The 19,336-nt window shown below is 38.7% G+C and carries 20 protein-coding genes; 8 read left to right on the forward strand and 12 right to left on the reverse strand.

Annotated features, from left to right (window positions below; all coding sequences use genetic code 11):
• Positions 1-59 precede the first annotated feature (59 nt).
• From gldD to mutY, 4 genes are read right to left on the reverse strand one after another with little or no spacing between them, the layout of a single operon-like run.
• Positions 60-650, reverse strand: a complete 591-nt coding sequence (gene gldD / locus RCC89_01280; protein ID WMJ71808.1) for a gliding motility lipoprotein GldD — start codon at positions 648-650, stop codon at positions 60-62.
• Positions 637-1,992, reverse strand: coding sequence for a gliding motility-associated protein GldE (gene gldE / locus RCC89_01285; protein ID WMJ71809.1), 1,356 nt, complete (start codon positions 1,990-1,992; stop codon positions 637-639). Before gldE ends, gldD begins: the two co-directional genes overlap by 14 nt.
• Before the next feature lie 23 nt (positions 1,993-2,015).
• A complete protein-coding gene (locus RCC89_01290; GenBank protein WMJ71810.1) occupies positions 2,016-2,459 on the reverse strand; it encodes a single-stranded DNA-binding protein in 444 nt (147 codons plus the stop codon).
• A gap of 48 nt (positions 2,460-2,507) precedes the next feature.
• Positions 2,508-3,557 carry an A/G-specific adenine glycosylase gene (mutY, locus tag RCC89_01295; GenBank protein ID WMJ71811.1) on the reverse strand — a complete coding sequence of 350 codons (1,050 nt, stop codon included), beginning with the start codon at positions 3,555-3,557 and terminating at the stop codon, positions 2,508-2,510.
• Between the two features lie 187 nt (positions 3,558-3,744).
• On the opposite strand from mutY, the gene RCC89_01300 reads away from it, so the two are divergent.
• From RCC89_01300 to RCC89_01310, 3 genes are all read left to right on the forward strand, one after another.
• Positions 3,745-4,038 carry an HU family DNA-binding protein gene (locus tag RCC89_01300; GenBank protein ID WMJ71812.1) on the forward strand — a complete coding sequence of 98 codons (294 nt, stop codon included), beginning with the start codon at positions 3,745-3,747 and terminating at the stop codon, positions 4,036-4,038.
• A 30-nt stretch (positions 4,039-4,068) separates the two neighbouring features.
• Positions 4,069-4,893, forward strand: coding sequence for a tetratricopeptide repeat protein (locus RCC89_01305; GenBank protein WMJ71813.1), 825 nt, complete (start codon positions 4,069-4,071; stop codon positions 4,891-4,893).
• Between the two features lie 231 nt (positions 4,894-5,124).
• Positions 5,125-6,678, forward strand: coding sequence for an Rne/Rng family ribonuclease (locus tag RCC89_01310; GenBank protein WMJ71814.1), 1,554 nt, complete (start codon positions 5,125-5,127; stop codon positions 6,676-6,678).
• 267 nt (positions 6,679-6,945) lie between these two features.
• Here the strand turns inward: RCC89_01310 and RCC89_01315 are convergent, their stop codons facing one another.
• On the reverse strand, positions 6,946-7,623 hold the full coding sequence (locus RCC89_01315) for a porin family protein (protein WMJ71815.1): 678 nt from the start codon (positions 7,621-7,623) through the stop codon (positions 6,946-6,948).
• 51 nt (positions 7,624-7,674) lie between these two features.
• Between RCC89_01315 and gldB the strand changes: the two genes are divergently transcribed.
• A complete protein-coding gene (gldB, locus tag RCC89_01320; GenBank protein WMJ71816.1) occupies positions 7,675-8,679 on the forward strand; it encodes a gliding motility lipoprotein GldB in 1,005 nt (334 codons plus the stop codon).
• A gap of 4 nt (positions 8,680-8,683) precedes the next feature.
• Here the strand turns inward: gldB and RCC89_01325 are convergent, their stop codons facing one another.
• From RCC89_01325 to RCC89_01340, 4 genes are all read right to left on the reverse strand, one after another.
• Complete coding sequence (locus RCC89_01325) at positions 8,684-9,880, reverse strand: glycosyltransferase family 4 protein (GenBank protein WMJ71817.1); 1,197 nt, start codon at positions 9,878-9,880, stop codon at positions 8,684-8,686.
• Positions 9,877-11,697, reverse strand: coding sequence for an asparagine synthase (glutamine-hydrolyzing) (asnB, locus tag RCC89_01330; protein ID WMJ71818.1), 1,821 nt, complete (start codon positions 11,695-11,697; stop codon positions 9,877-9,879). The genes RCC89_01325 and asnB overlap by 4 nt, the downstream gene beginning before the upstream one ends.
• Before the next feature lie 109 nt (positions 11,698-11,806).
• Positions 11,807-12,217, reverse strand: a complete 411-nt coding sequence (locus tag RCC89_01335; protein WMJ71819.1) for a DUF2061 domain-containing protein — start codon at positions 12,215-12,217, stop codon at positions 11,807-11,809.
• Between the two features lie 245 nt (positions 12,218-12,462).
• Complete coding sequence (locus RCC89_01340) at positions 12,463-13,404, reverse strand: pyridoxal-phosphate dependent enzyme (protein ID WMJ71820.1); 942 nt, start codon at positions 13,402-13,404, stop codon at positions 12,463-12,465.
• Positions 13,405-13,464: 60 nt separating this feature from the next.
• On the opposite strand from RCC89_01340, the gene RCC89_01345 reads away from it, so the two are divergent.
• Together RCC89_01345 and RCC89_01350 are read left to right on the forward strand one after the other, a co-directional pair.
• Positions 13,465-14,496, forward strand: coding sequence for an RluA family pseudouridine synthase (locus RCC89_01345; GenBank protein WMJ71821.1), 1,032 nt, complete (start codon positions 13,465-13,467; stop codon positions 14,494-14,496).
• 48 nt (positions 14,497-14,544) lie between these two features.
• Positions 14,545-15,039, forward strand: a complete 495-nt coding sequence (locus tag RCC89_01350; GenBank protein WMJ71822.1) for a hypothetical protein — start codon at positions 14,545-14,547, stop codon at positions 15,037-15,039.
• Here RCC89_01350 and RCC89_01355 read toward each other — a convergent pair whose 3' ends face one another.
• On the reverse strand, positions 15,040-15,231 hold the full coding sequence (locus tag RCC89_01355) for a hypothetical protein (protein WMJ71823.1): 192 nt from the start codon (positions 15,229-15,231) through the stop codon (positions 15,040-15,042). It lies immediately after the preceding gene.
• Positions 15,232-15,321: 90 nt separating this feature from the next.
• On the reverse strand, positions 15,322-16,137 hold the full coding sequence (gene mazG, locus RCC89_01360) for a nucleoside triphosphate pyrophosphohydrolase (GenBank protein ID WMJ71824.1): 816 nt from the start codon (positions 16,135-16,137) through the stop codon (positions 15,322-15,324).
• 190 nt (positions 16,138-16,327) lie between these two features.
• Between mazG and glmM the strand changes: the two genes are divergently transcribed.
• Complete coding sequence (gene glmM, locus RCC89_01365) at positions 16,328-17,719, forward strand: phosphoglucosamine mutase (GenBank protein ID WMJ71825.1); 1,392 nt, start codon at positions 16,328-16,330, stop codon at positions 17,717-17,719.
• 2 nt (positions 17,720-17,721) lie between these two features.
• The gene (locus RCC89_01370) at positions 17,722-18,852 is read left to right on the forward strand and encodes a cysteine desulfurase family protein (protein WMJ71826.1); all 1,131 of its coding nucleotides are present in this window, start codon (positions 17,722-17,724) and stop codon (positions 18,850-18,852) included.
• On the opposite strand, the gene RCC89_01375 is transcribed toward RCC89_01370, so the two are convergent.
• Positions 18,846-19,271 (reverse strand): DUF2383 domain-containing protein, encoded by a 426-nt coding sequence (locus RCC89_01375; GenBank protein WMJ71827.1) that lies wholly within the window; start codon positions 19,269-19,271, stop codon positions 18,846-18,848. The two genes, RCC89_01370 and RCC89_01375, sit on opposite strands and share 7 nt — an antisense overlap.
• Positions 19,272-19,336 lie beyond the last annotated feature (65 nt).

Raw genomic sequence — 19,336 nt, forward strand, 5'->3', positions numbered from 1 at the left:
ATCCATTGAACAGGACAAATACCCTGAGACAAATTAAAACTGGGAGAAGAGTTTAATCCTTAATCCCTCCACTCAAGGGTATTCAAGATATGTACCATATCCTTTTTAACGTATTCTATGACTGGCGCTAAAGAATCATTTTTAGTTGCTACAGGAAAATATAAAGCCCCTCTTAAAAAGTGCTTGGTAGAGTCTGTCACAAAAAACTGAAACTGACTTGGCACCTCACCTTCCAGTTCAAAAATTACGGCAGTGTGTCCTTTAGGCGTTTGGATAACACTTTCATCAATAGCATAGGCTTTGATATTGTGCTTAGATTTAAGCTTATGGCTATCCACTATGAGTTCCTCAATTTTCTTTTCCCCATCGCCAAGAGGTTTATAAGTAAGCTCTACACTGGCATGTAAATCAGGATACTTAATATCGATCCAATGAGGCTCCGTGTTTGCAGACTTATGAGGCACTATATCGGCATGAGAAGAGTGTTCAAAAACATAAGGATGTTCTTCTTTCAAAAGTGTGTATTCATGAGCAGGAAGCTCAATTCTGTTATATCCTTTAGGACGAGGGTAATACTCCCCTTCGCACCCAGTTTGAAACATAAGCACTGACATGCCAATACAAAATACTAATAATTTAACCCTCTGCATCCTGACCAATTTCATTTTTCTGCTCAATTATAACCTTAATTTTCTTAATTCGCTTTTTATCAACCGACTCTATTATAAACGAAAAATTACTGAACTGTATTTTATCCCCTTTTTTAGGAAGGTCAGAATTTATTTCTAAAAGCAGGCCTCCTAAAGATTCGCTTTCACCTTTTACCTCATCAAAAACATCAGGTTCTATATCAATAATTTTACAAAAGTCGTTTAAAGAAACTTTACCTTCGAATATAAAAGTATCGTTATCCAGCTTGGTAAAGTTCATTTCTTCTTCATCAAACTCGTCATTTATTTCTCCTACGATTTCTTCAAGGATATCTTCCATAGTCACCAGTCCGGAAGTTCCTCCATATTCATCAACCACAATGGCCATATGCACCCTTCTTTCCTGAAAGTCTTTCAGCAAATCATCTATTTTCTTACTTTCTGGGACAAAATAACTCGGGCGCAACAACCTTTGCCATTCAAATTTTTCATCTTCATCCAGAAACGGCAGCAAATCTTTAATGTAAAGAATACCTTCAATTTTATCAATGGTATCTTTATAAACAGGCACCCTAGAAAAACCAGACTTGTTTATCCTGTCCATTAGCTCATGAAAGTCCATTTCATAACTAAAAGCGATGATATCCATTCTGGAATGCATAATCTGCTTTACCGAAATTGTACCAAAGTTGACAATTCCCTTGAGCATTACTTTTTCTTCATCAGAAGTTTCCTTTCCCGCTGTTACTTCAAGAGCGTGATTGAGCGTATCAACAGAAATGCTATAGCCTTTGCGCTGTACCCGTTTTTCGACGATATTGCTAAAAGCGATCAACAAATGACTAAAAGGAGAAAAAATCCATTCGGCAACCACCATTATGGGGGCAGTAAAGCGAGCAAAGCCTACATTTCGTTGATTGGCGTACACTTTAGGCAGTATCTCACCAAAGAAAACGATCGCAATAGTAATAATAGCAGTCAAAACAGCTATAATACTTCCATCAGATTGACTAGTGCCAGCAAGTTCCCATGCCAGATAGGACGAAATAATTACTATAGAAACATTTACCAGATTGTTAAAAATAAGGATCGTGGCCAGTAGCTTTTTAGGCTTTTCCAGCAAGCGCCAGATTTTTTTGTCCACACTTCGGTTACTGGACATTAATTCATTTTTCTTATCAGAGCTTATGGAAAAGTAAGCAACCTCTGAGCCTGAGACCAGTGCTGAGAGCATTAGCAATAATAATAAAATGACCAGGTTTGAAGAGTAAAAGAAAAGAGAGGCGCTTATAATATCTATATAAGCGCCAGGGTCATCAGATTCCAAACTAATATCGTCCAATTTTTTCAGTTAGGTAGAAACAATTAAAAAGGAAGATCGTCTTCTACTGACTCAGATTCAACAGGTGCAGAAGATGACTGTTGAGGTTTTTCATAGTTACTGCTACCTCCGGCATCACTATCGTTACTTCTCATACCCCCTCCACCAAGAAGTGTCAGGTTCTGCCCCATTACTTCAGTCACATATCTTTTTATGCCTTCTTTATCATCATAAGAACGTGTACGAAGCTTACCTTCAACATATATTTGATTACCTTTTTTTACATATTTTTCTATCACATCGACAACAGGGCCCCAAAAAACAATATTATGCCATTCGGTCTGCTCTACCCTTTCGCCATTCCTGTCCTTATAAGATTCTGTAGTGGCAATAGGAAAGTTTGCAACTTTTCTGCCACTTTCAACTGCCCTGATCTCAGGGTCTCTTCCTAGGTTTCCAACGAGTATTACTTTATTTACTCCTGCCATAAAAATTATAATTAATGTTAAACACCTCTAAAACAATATTAAAATTAACTAAAAAATATATGTATTCAAATAATTATTTATCAACACCGGTTTGGGAAGCTCACGAATGTTATCAAAGCTAAAGAACTGCCCGTCAATGCTGTTGTCCATTAAAACATCACATTTACCAAGTTTTATATGCCAGAAACTGGCATAAAGGTTTTGGTGCGTCAATACATGCTTAAACACCTCTGACTTTTGACATAACAAAACCGCATTCTTATCAATCCCTAAATACGAAAAAATTTCAGATTTTGCTCTATCTGTCACTACCGCCCCTTCGGAACATGGGAAATCGTAAAGCCCAGCCCAAATATCTTTATTATTTCTTTTCTGCATGAAAATACCTTTGGGGCTTTCCAGCACATAATAATCAAAGTACCTTTCCTTCTTTCTAGCAGCCTTACTTTTATAGGGCAATTTATCCTGAATTTTGTGTTTATACGCATAACACATTTGCCTGAGCGGACAATTTGCGCACTTTGGGGCACTAGGCATACAATGCAGCGCCCCAAACTCCATGATCCCCTGATTATAAACATCATGTTCAAGTTTAGGCAACAAATCATTGGCAATAGACTGCAGCTCTTTGACTACACTTCCTTTCCGAATATCGCCATCAATACCAAAAACTCTGCTAATAACCCTTATCACATTACCGTCAAGAACGGCTACAGGCTCCTTAAAAGCAAACGAGGCAATGGCGGCAGCGGTATAATTTCCAACTCCACGGAGTTTTAAAAGGCCTTTATATGTATCAGGGAACTTTCCATCCAACTTATTGGCTATATATCGAGAAGTGGCATGCATATTGCGTGCACGGTTATAGTAACCAAGCCCTTGCCAAAGCCTGAGCACTTCTTGCTCTTCGGCGTTAGCAAGCGCTAATACATCAGGGAACCTTTCAGTAAATTTATAATAATAAGGAAGTCCCTGATTTACTCTGGTCTGTTGAAGTAATATTTCGGATAACCAAATAAAGTAAGGGTCTCGAGTACCTCTCCATGGAAGGTCCCTTTTATTTGATTTATACCAGTTTATAATATTTTCGGAAAACATGAACATTATAGTAAATTATTTAAACCATTGTAATATTTATAGGTAATTAAATTCTCAAATGGAATCATTTAACAATATAATTGTTTTTAAAATTAGATTTAGAAAACTAAATTTGTGTCCCTTAGTGAAATAACTTTTTTCATTGAGCGGTAATTAATAATATAATTAAACTAAAACCTTAAGAAAAGTGACTAAAGCAGAAGTAATCTCTCAAATTTCAGAAAAGACTGGTATTGACAAGTCTGACGTAACAGCAACTGTAGAAGCTTTTTTCTCTGTAGTTAAAGACTCAATGGCAGAAGGTGACAACATCTATGTAAGGGGTTTTGGCAGCTTCGTAAATAAGAAAAGAGCACGTAAAGTTGCAAGAAATATTTCAAAAAATACTGCTATCATCATAGATGAGCATTATATTCCAAGCTTCAAGCCATCAAAAACTTTTGTTGAGAAAATCAAGAACAGCAAAAAAGTAGGCAAATAATCTTTAGCAAACCAAAACTGAATCCAATCCATGCGCAAATCTCAAATCATAATTGTTGTAATAGCTTTAATTGTTTTGGTTTCAGTTTTCCGGTTGCCAAAGCTTATTGTTACCTCGGATGAATCTTTGGTAGCTGAAACAGAAGAAGCGTCTTATGTGGATCCCTCAGAAATGACAGAATCACATAAGACGTCTCTTTCCGAAACAGAGAAAGAAAAAATTAGTTATTTAAGAGAACAGATAAAAACTGTTTCAGATAACGAAAAAAAGATTATATTTGCAGATTCTTTGGCGGCAATGTACATGAACCATCTCATGTTTGAAGATGCAGCCCAAATACTGGAGTCTGTGGCAGTGCTTTCGTCCTCAAAGGATCTAATGGCCAGAGCGGGGAAAGCCTACTACGATGCCTTTACAGTATCTATGGAGGCAGCCAAAGGAAAAGAGCTGAACGATAAAGCGAGAACCTTGTTTGAAAAGGTTTTAGAGGCCGAACCAGAAGACAACGAAGTAAAAGCTACCTACGCAATGACCTTCGTAACTACTGAAAACCCTATGAAAGGGATCAGTATTTTGAAAGAAATTTTGAAAGAAGAGCCAACTAATGAAACGGCATTGCATAATATGGGTTTATTATCAATGCAGTCTGGCCAGTATGACAAAGCCTTAGAAAGGTTTAAGGCTATTATAAAATTAAACCCAAATCATCCAAATGCACACTTTTACATAGGGATGTGCTATAATAGCTTAGGAAATCAGAACCAAGCGCTTGAGCATTTGGAAATGGCAAAAGAAATTAATGATGATCCTGCTTTCATAGCAACTGTAGATCATTATATAAATGATATAAAATAGAATTTAACTAACTAAAAAACAAGAGTTATGCCTTGCGGAAAGAAAAGAAAGAGACATAAGATCGCGACCCACAAAAGAAAGAAACGTCTAAGAAAGAACAGACATAAGAAAAAATAATATAAGGCTTCTCCCAAAAAGCCTTTATATATTTTTATAAGCCTGTATTTACAGGCTTATTGTATTGTTTCTGCATTGTAAATTTTTAATTAATTCTTAGAACGGAAAACACGATTGAGTAACGAATTATTCATAAATTCTACTCAAAAAGGTAATCGTATAGCCTTAATCAAAGACAAACGGTTAATTGAATGCCATTATGAAGATTATGGCGAAAAATTTACTGTGGGTGACATTTATCTCGGAACAGTCAAAAAACTGGTTCCTGGGCTAAATGCGGCCTTTATTGATATTGGTTATGAAAAAGATGCCTTTTTACACTATCTTGATCTCGGTCCACAGATCAGATCGTTGAATAAGTACGTCAAGCTGACACTCAATAACCAAAAGTCTACTCAGAAAATTTCTAAGTTTAAATTAGAAGGCGATATAGACAAAAACGGGAAAATCAGCCAAGTACTTAGCCGGAACCAACAGATCTTGGTTCAGGTAGCCAAGGAGCCTATTTCCAGCAAAGGCCCCAGACTGTCTTGCGAGCTGTCAATAGCAGGACGCTATATTGTTCTGGTGCCTTTTTCCAATGCAATTTCTGTATCAAAAAAGATTGTTAGCAAAGAGGAACGCCAAAGACTGGCACGCCTGCTCGCATCTATTAAACCAGAAAATTTTGGTATCATAATCCGTACGGTTGCTGAAGGAAAAGATGTTGCAGAACTGGATAGAGACTTAAGAAATCTACTCCAGATATGGGAAAAAGGTACTGAATCACTCAAAACGGCCAAACCACGAGACAAGGTAATAGGTGAAATGAACAGGGCTTCATCTATGTTGAGGGACATGCTTAATGAATCCTTCGATTGTATAACAGTAGATAGCAAAGAGAGTTATGAAGAGCTAAAGAGCCTGGTAAAGACAATTGCTCCCGACAAGGAAAAGATTGTTAAATACCATGGTGGAAAAACTAAGCTTTTTGAAGCTGCTGGCATTGAAAAGCAGCTAAAGTCCCTGTTTGGAAAATCTGTCAGCTTGCCTGGAGGCGGCTACCTCATTATAGAGCATACAGAAGCTCTCCACGTAATTGACGTAAACAGTGGCAATAAGTCCAGTCAGGAATCTGACCAGGAACAAACAGCCGTTTCTGTTAACATTGAAGCTGCAAGGGAAATAGCCCGGCAACTAAGGTTGAGAGATATGGGCGGTATTATTGTCATTGACTTCATAGACATGAAAAAAGCAGAGAACAAAAAGCTTGTCTATGAAAAAATGCAACAGGAGATGAAAGACGAACGGTCTAAGTTCGTGATTCTGCCTGTAACAAAATTTGGATTGATGCAGATCACTAGGCAGCGTGTACGCCCGGAGATGAACATCATTACCATGGAAACTTGCCCGACGTGCCAAGGAACTGGAAAAATCTCTGCAAGCATTCTGGTTTCAGATCAGGTAGAATCCAACCTTGACTACCTGATAACCAAACAAAATGAAACTAAAATATCCATTATTCTGCACCCTTTCCTTTATGCATGGTTTACCAAAGGGTTTATCTCAAAAAGAGTAAAATGGTTTTTCAAGTATAAGATTTGGGTAAAGTTGGAGATGGACACCTCCTTAGGGATTACCGACTTCCGCTTTATCAACAACCAGGGCGAAGAAATAGAAGTAATATAAACCCTCCCCAAGTTTAAAGCCCAGTAACAATTAAAGCAAAAAAAGTAGCCATCATTTGATGACTACTTTTTTTGTTTAACCTGAAATATCCAATAGAACTTTCTATCACGTAGCAAAATAAATTCAAATCAGGTCGCTTCGCTCACATTGGTGTCTTATAGCTATAGCGCTGTTATGCTTTGCGACACAAAAATGCTGATTTATTGATATTTTGATCCTCATGACGAAACTATCGCATAATTCAGGTTTAAAATCAAATCTTCAATTTTAGAACATGATACCTAAATCAATAGTGATCATATCGTTATTCATTCTAAAGCTTGGCTGTGTATCAAATGCGGTGACCCCTTCTGGAACAGATACATTCCTAACATCTGTAACCGCATTTATAAGACCTCGCATATAAGTAATTCCTCCGAGAAGATATGTATTAGAACCCATTTGAAGCTGGATACCGGTTCCTATAACAAGAGATGCATCAAAGAACCTGAAGTTAGTGATATATTGAGGGGACTGAACTGTTACAGGATTTTCACCTATTTTAATATCACCTGTTGCCCCTAACTGAAAATAGAGCTGTGTATTGGTAGCAATCTCATTAGTATACAGCCTCATGGTAAGAGGTATTTGTAAATACTGCAAGTTATAAACCTCCCTTTCCAAAGAGATATTCTCATATTCAACATTTAATGCCCCCCTTTTAGAAGCAAACCATACGCCAGTAACAAATGCATAGTTATCTCCAAAGAAATGACTGATTTCTGGGCCAGCAAAAAACCTGATCCCAGCTCCGCTTCCAGATACATCATAATGGTCATTTAAGTCCTGATCTACCCCCCTGCTAAATGCCAGCCCGGGCGAGAACCTCAACCCAATCCTCGTTTGCGAAAAACCTTCTGACACAAAAAAAATGCAGCAGGCACATACTAAAAGAAACTTTTTCATGGTTTTATTAATTTGAATATGAATAAATTTGCGCATAAATATAGATAAAAAATGAAATACACAGGGAACTTTTTCACATTAATCATCTTACTTCTAATATCTTGCAAACCGGACAAAAGCAACAAGGTTATCGATGAGGCTGAAAATCTTTCTGTGAATGTGCAAATAGAAAGATTAGAAAAGCAGTTTTTTGAAGCACAGTCACCTGAAGACATTGCCAATATATTTAGCGAAAGACCAGGGCTTGCGGCTGGATATTTCCAGATTAAAACACCACAAGATGCTGACAAGGAATATTTCAAACAAACTTTTAACCACTTTTCCAATAAACACCTCAACGAGTTTTATCAGTATACCTTAAACGAGTATGAAGATTTTTCAAAAGTAGAAGAGCAACTTGAAAGGCTCTTTAAGTATATTTCATACTATTATCCAGACTATGAAATACCAACCATAAATACGGTAGTAACCGGCTTTAGGTTTGACAAAGATATGCATTTTTCTGACAGTCTCATTGTCATCAGCTTGGACTACTTTTTAGATAAAAATGCACCGTTCCGTCCAGCATTTTACGAATATATTCTGGAAAGGTACCAAAAACCATACCTTGTTCCAATGATAGGCATGGGCATTTCTTCAAAATTCAACAAATCTAACCTTAAAGACGAGTCGCTCCTTGCCCACATGATCTATTATGGCAAAGCCCACTACTTTATGGAGCATGTAATACCGGGCATTCCTGACTCCCTTAATATTATGTATAGCTCCCAGGAACTGAAAGATATCACAGAAAACGAGGATATTATCTGGGCGCATTTCGTAAACAACAAGCTCTTGTTTGACCAGTCACCAAAATTGAGGGAAAAATATTTAGGGGAGTCGCCAAGGATCAATGAAATAGGAGAAAAATGCCCTGGTAGAATTGGCCGTTGGATTGGATGGCAAATTGTCAAGAAATACATGGAGAAAAACCCAGATGTAACATTGCAACAGCTGATGGAAGAACAGGACGCACAAAAGATATTCAAGTTATCTAAATATAAGCCTCGTACCTAAAATACTAGAAACCTCTTTCATTGTGCCCGAATGATTGTAGAAAGCGTTTTTTCATAATATCTAAGGAAAAGCGATTTTCTGCTAGCATTCGGGCATTTTTACTAGCTTCCACTTTTTTGTGAGGATTTACCAAGTATCCCTTTAATTTTTCAACAAAAACTTCGGGCGCATCAGGTGGTGCGTAAAAGCCTATCTCATTAGATTCAATAATTTCTTTAAGCCACCCTTTGGTATTTGTTATACAAACCTTTCCAGCAGCAAGCCCATCAAAAAATTTATTGGGACTGGTGGTTCTAAGTACCGGTAAAGGCAGAAAAGAAACGAGCACAGCATCTGCGGCATGGAGTACTTCCCTAACCTCTGTTTTATTTAAATGGCCCAAAAATGTGGTATTGCCTATTGCAATTTCTTGAACCATGTTCATGAGACGCACTTTTTCTGCCCCATCGCCGGCAAAAACAAAATGAACCTGCGCCCCAAAAGCAGAGGCAGAAGCCTTCACAATTTCAAATATAAAGTCTATATTATTTGCCCGTCCAAAAGCTCCGGTGTAAGCAACAACAAAATCAGCAGCTATTTTATGTTTCTCCAAATATTTACTCCGGCGGGACGATTGCTGGAAAAATTCACAATCAGAAAAATTAGGGACTAAAAGCACCTGCTTTTCTGAAGAAAGCTTTTCCATAATGCTATCCCTAATAGCTGGCGATAACGCAATTAAGGTGGCAGCTGAATTATATATCCGCCTTTCAAGGCACAAAAGCATTTTTACAACAACCCAATTATTGATAACCTTCATCTGGATAGGTGCTTCAGGCCATAAATCGCGTACCTCAAAGTAATATGGGATACTACGAAAACGCTTTAACAACAGCCCAACTATACCTGTAGAAAGAGGGGTAGAGGTAATATAACAGAGGTCTGCGTCCGCAATAGACAAAGCGCATTTAAACGCTTTAAAGCTAAACTTAAAAAAAGCCATAAGTCTAGCAAACACCCCCAATCGGTTGTCATAAAAAACTGGCAGGTAATGCACCTTAAGTTTACCAAAGTATTTAGTCGCAGGTTGCGGTTTATTATGGGCGGTAATCAGCTCTACTTGATGGCCAGCTTCAATAAGTGCATGGGTCAGATGCCAAGAGCGAATGGCGCCTCCCTCCTCAGGTGTTTTAAAGTATTGATGAACATATATTATTTTCATGAAGAAAACTCTTTACTTAACCACCCTGTCAGAGTTATCAATGACCATAAGGCAGTAGAATAATCGCCCTTATGCGCCAGGTGGTTGTTTACCAAACGCTGCACCCGCTCAAAATCAATCTGGTCATATAATAGATGGTCTTTAGTTAGAATTTGCTCAACAAGAAAATAGTTTTTCTTTTCCCGTATCCAGGCACCAATAGGCATACCAAAACCCTCTTTTCTCCTAAGCTTATACTTCCCCAAAGTCTCCTGTTGAAGCAAGTCCTTCAAAATCCACTTTTTCCCATACTTTAACAAAACGTCAGGAGAAAGTTGGTTACCAAAATTTACCACATCTTGGTGCAAAAAAGGCACTCTCACCTCTAAACTATGCTGCATAGCAAAATAATCGGTCACCTTTAAAACATCATACGGCAAAAAAGCATTACGGTCGGAGCGCATACCGTAAGAATAAAGTTCATCGAAATCCTCATTTGGCTGCGCCTTCTGCAAAAACTCAAATCCCTTAACGCTAATAAAATTATCCCAGGTTTTATGGTAGCTGGGGTGCAAATTGGCCAAAAACTTCTTAAAAAGCCTGATCCGCTCCCTAAAAGGCATGTCCAGGCCATCAGGCAATAACTTTGAAAAATGCTTGAGAAGCATTATGCGGAGTTTAGTCCCATAAAGATGGTCTAGGTAAAACTGAAAAGCCTGATGTCTGTGATACCCTCCAAAGTATTCGTCCGCCCCGGCACCTGAAAATGCTACATCTACATGCTGTTTGGCAAACTCGGAAAGTTTCCATGTCACAAAACCTGCGCTATCCGCCACTGGTTGATCGGTATGGGTAATATAGTCTGGCAGTTGGCCTAATACTTCACTACCCATAGAGTAAAAGTGGTGCTGAAGACCTAGTTTTTTTACTAGTTCCGAAGCATGCTTTTCTCCTGAAGTATTAAACGAGCCCTCTTGGGAAATACAGGAAATAGTAAAGGCTGGAAGACTCAATTTGTGTTTCGCAGTGTAAGCAAGCAACAAGCTAGAGTCGACCCCACCACTATAAAAAATTCCAGCAGGGACTTCAGAGGGAACCATTTCCAGAAAGCTATTTTCCAAAACCTGTCCACATGATTTAACAAGACCCTTCTTATCTTTATCCAAAGATTTAGAAGTACCCATATCCTCCTGTGGGTATAAGGAACGGAAGGTTCCTCTGCGTCCGGTTTCTAAAACACCTCCAGGCGGGAGCTCATAAATATCTTTATAAAAAGTCTGGGGGGCATTGGCATACTTATATAAAAGATAGTTTTCTACAGCTTCTCTATTGAGTTGCTTTTCTAATAACCCCGACGCAAGTATACTTCGGATTTCTGAGGCAGCTAAAAACACCCGATCATCTTCATAATAATACATCGGCTTAATTCCAGCAAAATCGCGGCAGATAGAAAGCTTTTGTGCATTATTATCAAGAAAAGCAAAAGCAAACATACCTTTTAATGCAGAAATACTTTTACTAACCCCGGATTTAATTAGAAGGCGAAACAAAAGCTCCGTATCTGAACCGTTGACGCCCGCTCCTTCTACCTGATATATTTCTCCATTATACACCAAGCAGAAATTATCGTCATCAGAAACAAAAGGCTGGTCTGAACGGGAAGACAGCTCGCTAATCCTAAGACGGCTAGCTCCTAAATAAATTTTGCCGGAAAGGAAGCTATGGCTTTTAAATGCAACATTATCAGGCCCTCTATGATCAATTGCCCGAAGCATTTTAACTATAATGTCAGAGGTATAACTGTTTCTTTTATCAAAAAAAACGCTGATTCCGCACATAGAAAACCATATCCTGATAGGAAAAAATAAAAAAATGCAATATAACTTCTATTGCCAATAAAGAAACACCTTACCCAACGTCCTGTAGTAATCAACCCGAAACTACCACTCAAGCAATTGAACGCCCCCATGGAACCATGTTCCAGGCCCGCTCATGTACATAGAATAGAATTATTTTTGTAAACACCTCTACCATACCGATACTTATGGCTGTAGTCAACTTGCCGGTAATGATAAAGGAAATCATCATGGTATCGAGTGTGCCTAAAAACCTCCAGCTAATACCTTTTGTAAAGCTGAGCCAATGCGAATCGAAAAGGTTGAATTTATTGAGACTCCATATCCAAATCCTTTCATGAAAATAAAACAGAAAAATCTTTGTTACAACCTCAACGGCGCCAATACTTACAGCATATGAAAGCTTTCCACTAATAAGAAAGGAAATTACTATAGTGTCTATGGTACCAAGCGCTCTCCAACTTATACCTTTTATGACACTTCTTCTGTGGGACTCTTTCATAGGCCATGGGTTTAATATGAACAAATATACCGGAAGAAAAGTGAATTAACAATAGTCTACCAGAAAAGTATATTAAAGAATTTTATTCGCCAACCGCCATTGTTAAATGACCAAAGCAAAATAAAGTTCTGCATTAACAGATACCTTCAGTACATAATTTCACACTAACCCTTTTACACCTCCTACTATTACAGCATATCCCGAAATTATGAGAAAGAGGTCCGTATAAAACATACTTTGCAACACTAGGTTTTGTTACCATTACTCCCCATTATTTTTCGTATACGTGACTCCATACCATACAGTCCCTGCAGACCACCTGTATGTACGGCAACTATTTCACTGCCAGTCGGAAAGTAACCTTTGTTGGCAAGATCAAAAATCCCATAAAACATCTTTGCCGAATACACAGGCTCAATAGCAAAACCATGAGCGTTTTCAAAGCTTTCCATAAAGGCGATAAGTTCCCGTGTAATTTTGCCATAGCCTCCAAAGTGATAATCTTCTATAACCTCCAAATTGCGAGCTTTAGGCAATTGGGTACTTTCCAACAATTGAAAAACTTGTTCTTTTATATAACCAGGAGCTTTTAGCACAGAGAAGCCTAAAGCCGTCTGATGGGCGTTAAGTGCAGATGAAATACCTGCTATTGTTCCGCCGGTACCACACGGACTGCATATATAGTCAAATGGTTTATTTAGTTCAGCAACAATTTCAGCACACCCAGGCAAGGCCAAGGCATTACTACCACCTTCTGGCAATAGGAAAAACGATCCAAACTCCTCTTCAAGCTCTCTAGTAAAAGACTTGCTATACTTTTCTCTAAATTTTTCCCGGCTAACAAACTTCAGCTTCATCCCGCATGAAGAGGCAAATTTCAATGTTGGATTAGATTGTGGGTCAAGTTCCTCCCCCCGTATAACTCCAATGGTTTTTATTCCAACAATTTTCCCCGCTGCTGCCAAGGAATAAATATGGTTTGAGTATGCGCCCCCAAAGCTAAGGATAGAACCAAGTCCCTGCTTGCTTACTTCTTGAAGATTGTATTTAAGTTTTCTCCATTTATTACCAGACACCAAAGGGTGCAAAAGATCATCCCTTTTTACTAGCAAGCGCAGCTTATGTTTGTCCAGTAAAGTAGATTTAATTTCTTGTAAGGGAGAATTAGCAGGCTCAATAAACATCATAATCTATTTTAAATCCTTAAATTGCAATATTAAAATTGGCAAAGCAAAGACTTTTACCTCATGCAGGACAACCTGGACAACGAATTACCTGAAGATGCTGAATTGTACGAGCATTTCCGTATAGAAGTAGACAAAAAACAAACCTTACTGAGAATAGATAAGTTTTTAATGGACAGGCTGCCCAATGCCACCAGAAACAAATTGCAGAATGGAATAAAAGCAGAAGCCATACTTGTAAACCAAAATCCAGTCAAAGCCAACTATAAGGTTAAGCCAGGCGATATTATTACTGTTTCAATGCCTGAGCCTCCAAAAGACGATGTTGTTGTGCCTGAAAACATCCCTTTGGATATTGTTTATGAAGACAATGAGCTACTAATAGTCAACAAACCTGCCGGAATGGTGGTACATCCAGCTTATCAGAACTGGAGCGGCACTTTAGTCAATGCCCTCGCTTGGCATTTTGAAAACCTGCCTACCACCCAAAACGGAACGGGTAGACCCGGACTTGTGCACAGGATAGACAAAGACACCTCAGGCCTATTGGTAATTGCGAAAACAGAGCTTGCCATGGCCTCACTGGCCAAACAGTTCTACCATCATACAATCGAAAGAACATACCTCGCTTTGGTATGGGGAGTTCCTGACCCTGCCAAAGGAACCATTACAGGAAATTTGGGGAGGAGCATTAAAGACCGTCGAGTCATGAGTGTATACCCAGAGGGAGATTACGGTAAACATGCTGTAACGCATTATGAAGTATTAAAGGCGATGAACTATGTATCATTGGTAAAATGCAACCTAGAAACTGGTCGTACACACCAAATCAGGGCACACATGAAATATATAGGCCATCCACTATTTAACGACAGCACTTATGGCGGGGACTCAGTTCTAAAAGGAACAACTTTTACAAAATATAAGCAGTTTGTTGACAATTGCTTCAAACTAATACCCAGACAAGCCCTACACGCAAAGTCTCTAGGGTTTATCCATCCTGTAACGAAAGAGTATATGCATTTCGAAGCAGCAATACCAGAAGACTTTAAGAGCGCACTTGAGAAGTGGGAAAAATATACATCGCAGGGCTAAAACAAGCTTCTCTTTAAAAGGTTATTTCTTTGTCTATACATAAAAAAGATGAAGAAACTACTACTTGTACTATTCATAAGCTCCTGTACCAGCTTGAAAAACGAAGGGGGGAAAATGTCGGAGGTGTCAGAAAAAACCTTGCCGGTTTCAATACAAGACCACATAAAGAGGTTTTGTGAAGCCCCCAAAAACAGCAAGTTTTATTCCTCTTCTGAAACAGACAGCTCTTTTTATGTAGCTAAAATAAAATGCGACAAGAATGATTTTCTAATTACATACTCCACAGACGGAGTTCCTCTGATGGCAGAGATGACCATAGGACGGGACAAGCTACCAGACATTGTGCTGACAAATCTATTTGTAGAACTTCCTAGAAATTTTGAGGCTTTTGAAATTAAAGGTACTTCAGAGATCACCATTCACCAGCACTATAAATACCGCTTCTTACTTAAAGGCACTTCATTAGAAGGCAACTATGGCTATTATGCTGTTTATACAGATTCTTATGGAAGTATCAGGGAAATCAAAAAATTCCCTGATTAATCAAGAGTCAGAAACTTCAATTTCACTATCCATTTTCATGACAGTTCCACCATCGTCTTGTCTTATCAGAAAAGCTTTTTTATTGTCCTCCCGAGGTGCTTTTCCCGCTTTCTTATAAGCCAATTCTACTCTTCCCTGGGAATACTCGTTTCCCTTCTTCCATCTTACAAGTGTTCCTTTTCCGATTCGCATGTTCGAATAAATTAGATTAAACAGTATTCTACGTAATGTCTTTTTAATCTAACCGGTGCCATTAATTAGTGTTCAGCAAAAGCCTGTATTTTATTCCATTTCTTTAGCCTCTTTCCATAGGGCGTCCATTTCTGCAAGACCCATACCAGCCAAGCTTTTCCCTTCCTTTCTACATACATCTTCCATATATTTAAACCTTCTGGTAAATTTTTTATTAGTCCTTTCCAATGCATCTTCAGGGTTAATATTTATAAATCTGGCATAGTTGACAAGAGAAAACAACAGGTCGCCAAACTCGCTTTCCGCCTTTTCCTTGTCCACTTCTTTTTCTACATTATATTCCTCCCTAAACTCTTGCATTTCTTCCTCTACTTTCTCCCAAACCTGTTCCTTTTCCTCCCAATCAAACCCGCAGCCCCGTGCTTTTTCTTGAATTCTCATAGACTTTACCAAGGCAGGTAAAGATGCTGGCACGCCAGCCAATGCAGATTTTGTGCCTTTGTGTTCTTGGGCTTTTATTTGCTCCCAATTTTTTTTCACAGCTTCTTCATCATCCGCTTTAACATCCCCATAAATATGAGGGTGTCTAACAATCAGTTTTTCGCAAACAGCATCTAGCACATCGGCAACGTCAAATTTATTTGTCTCAGAAGCTATCCTAGCGTAAAAAACAATATGCAAAAGCAAGTCACCTAGCTCTTTTTTTAACTCCGTATAATCTTCTTCTAAGATCGCATCAGACATTTCATACACCTCCTCGATGGTTAAATACCTCAGGGACTGCAATGTCTGTTTCTTGTCCCATGGGCAACCCTCCCTTAACTCATCCATAATAGTCAAAAGCCTGTCAAAAGCCATCAACTTTTCTTTCCTTCTGCTATCTGTTTTATTGTAATTGAAATCCATGTTTTTAGGTATTGAAGTTAAAACTTATCGGAATGCTTTACTTGTAAAAGTTTACAAATAATTGGAAATTTGCAAACGTGCCTTAAAAGCACTCCAAAAAATGTAAATATAACTCGCTCTGGAATAAATATGAACTAAAATCAGACTCCAGAGTATTTCATAATTAACATTTAATTTCAATCAGAAGAACGTGTCACTGATCAAATCAATATCCGGTATAAGAGGAACCATAGGCGGCAGGAGCGGAGAAGCGCTCACTCCATTGGATGTGGTAAAGTTTACATCAGCATACGCAAGCTGGGTCAAAAGCGTATCTGACAAGACTAAAATTGTTATAGGAAGAGATGCCAGAATGTCCGGGGAAATGGTTTCATCATTGGTAGCATCTACGCTTCAGGGCATGGGTCTAGACGTGGTTGATTTAGGCCTTTCTACGACCCCTACGGTAGAAATAGCCGTGGAAATGGAAAGTGCGGCAGGGGGCATTATCATTACTGCCAGCCACAACCCGTCGCAGTGGAATGCACTTAAGCTACTAAACAGCAAAGGCGAATTCATTTCAGATGCTGACGGCAAAAAAATTCTCGAGATAGCGGAAAATGAGGATTTCTCTTTCGCAGAAGTAAAAAAGCTAGGTGTTATATCACGAGATAACTCTTATATCAAAAAACATATTGACAAAATACTTGAACTTCCTTTGGTCAACAAAGAGGCTATAGAAAAAAGGAACTTCAAAATTGCTTTGGATTGTGTCAATTCGACTGGCGGTATTGCTGTACCCATGTTGCTCGAAGCATTAGGGGTAAGCTCAATAACGAAATTTTATTGTGAACCCAACGGACAGTTCCCGCACAACCCAGAACCCCTTCCAGAAAACCTTACGTTTATTTCTAGCGAACTGGACAAAGGAAACTTTGACCTAGGCATAGTAGTAGACCCTGATGTTGACAGGCTTTGTTTTGTAAACGAAGACGGGAGCATGTTTGGAGAAGAGTATACATTGGTAGCTGTCGCAGACTATGTTCTCAAGAAAACACCTGGCAATACAGTATCTAACCTTTCCAGTACCAGAGCATTAAGAGATGTCACCGAAAAAGCCGGTTGTAGTTATTTTGCTTCTGCGGTTGGTGAAGTTAATGTAGTAGAAGCCATGAAGAAGCACAATGCCATTATAGGGGGAGAAGGCAATGGTGGGATAATTTACCCTGAGCTTCACTATGGAAGAGACGCTTTGGTAGGAATTGCCTTGTTTTTGTCGCATTTGGCAGAGTTTGGAAAATCAGCCTCAATGCTACGCTCAAAATATCCAAACTATAACATCTCTAAAAATAAAATTGAACTCACGCCGCACATAAACGTAGATCAGATTTTAGAGGGCATTAAAAATAAATACAGCAAACAACCTGTTAATACTATAGACGGTGTTAAAATAGAGTTTGACAAAGAGTGGGTGCACTTAAGAAAATCTAACACCGAACCCATTATCCGAATTTATTCTGAATCTGAAAGCCGTGCTACCGCAGAGCATTTAGCAAACAAAATAATTTCTGACATTAAAGAAATAATATCTGAGAAATCCTGAATATGAAGGTTTACCTGGACAACGCAGCAACTACGCCCTTAGCCCCTGAGGTTTTTGAAGAGATGAAACCATGGATGACAGATCATTTTGGGAATCCTTCATCAATACATGCCTATGGTAGACAAACTAAAGCTGCAGTAGAGAAAGCCAGGCGTACCATTGCATCCTTGCTAAATGCTTCCCCTTCTGAAATATTATTTACATCAGGAGGAACCGAAGCTGACAACACTGCTATTAGGTGTAGCATTAAAGGCATGGGAATAAAACATGCTATTACTTCTCCTATAGAGCATCACGCTGTACTTCATACACTGGAAGATCTTGAAAAGGCTGGAGAGGTTCAACTCCATTTCGTAGAACTGGACCCCAAGGGCAATCTAGAGATGGATTCTCTGGAAAAGTTACTGGAAAAGTATCCTGGATCTTTTGTCTCCTTGATGCATGCCAATAATGAGGTGGGAAATGTAAATGACATATACACTATCGGCAACTTATGCAAAAGTTATGATGCGGTATTTCATACTGACACTGTCCAGACCATAGGGCATTTTAAACATGACCTTTCCGAACTTAATGCAAATTTTATAGTAGGTTCTGCACATAAATTTCATGGGCCTAAAGGAGTGGGCTTTCTTTACACGAAAAGCGAAACAAAAATTGCCCCTTTTATAACCGGTGGTGCCCAAGAAAGAAACCAGAGAGGGGGAACAGAAAATGTATATGGAATTATAGGCATGGCAAAAGCGATGGAAATAGCGTATAAAGATCTAGAAATCCATGAGTCCCATATCAGAAACCTCAAAAACAAAATGGTTTCACAGTTGAAAGAAAAAGTAAAAGATCTGGAATTCAACGGAGACTGCCTAAATGAAAATAGCCTATATACAGTGTTAAACCTCAGCCTCCGCGAATCGCCAGACAATGAAATGCTACTTTTCAACTTAGATATTAATAATATATTTGCATCAGGTGGCAGTGCATGTTCCAGTGGAACCAGCATAGGTTCGCATGTGCTAAACCACCTTCAGGTAAACCCTGCCAGAGGGCATATCCGCTTCTCCTTCAGCAAATACAATACAGAAGAAGAAATTGATTATGTGGTCAGTAAGCTTTCAGAGCTTGCCAATCAGTAGTTTACCGTCTGCGACTCATAAAGCTTTTTCAGCTTTTTATAATTTTCCTCTGCATACCTAATCTGCCTTTGCCGCAAAGCTTCGGGAATGGCATCTAGCTTAACAGAATTAAAGGTACTAAGAAAGCTTTTTTCAGCGCTCAACGCCTTTTCCAAAATCTTTTTTGCATCTGCCCGGTAAAATGTTTCTTTGACCTCATTGACCATCTGGACAAATTCTTTTAAAAAAGACTCTTCTTCACGAAGCGTAAAATCCACGCCTGTTACAGCCTCAAGTTCTGAAATAAACTGTCTACTTTGAAACTCAAGCTGGTTAAAAACAGGAATGTAATCGGCATTTAAAACGTCCTCCGCAGCCATTTTATAAAACTGCTCTCGGTTATAACATGCCTTCATCAGATTATGTACGTCTTCTTTCATCTTCCCCATATTTCTTCCCCTCTTTTCTAAAAGAACCCTACGGGTCAGGGTATTGTTTATAGGCC

The sequence above is a fragment of the Cytophagaceae bacterium ABcell3 genome, assembly GCA_030913385.1.
Classification (GTDB): Bacteria; Bacteroidota; Bacteroidia; order Cytophagales; family Cytophagaceae; genus ABcell3.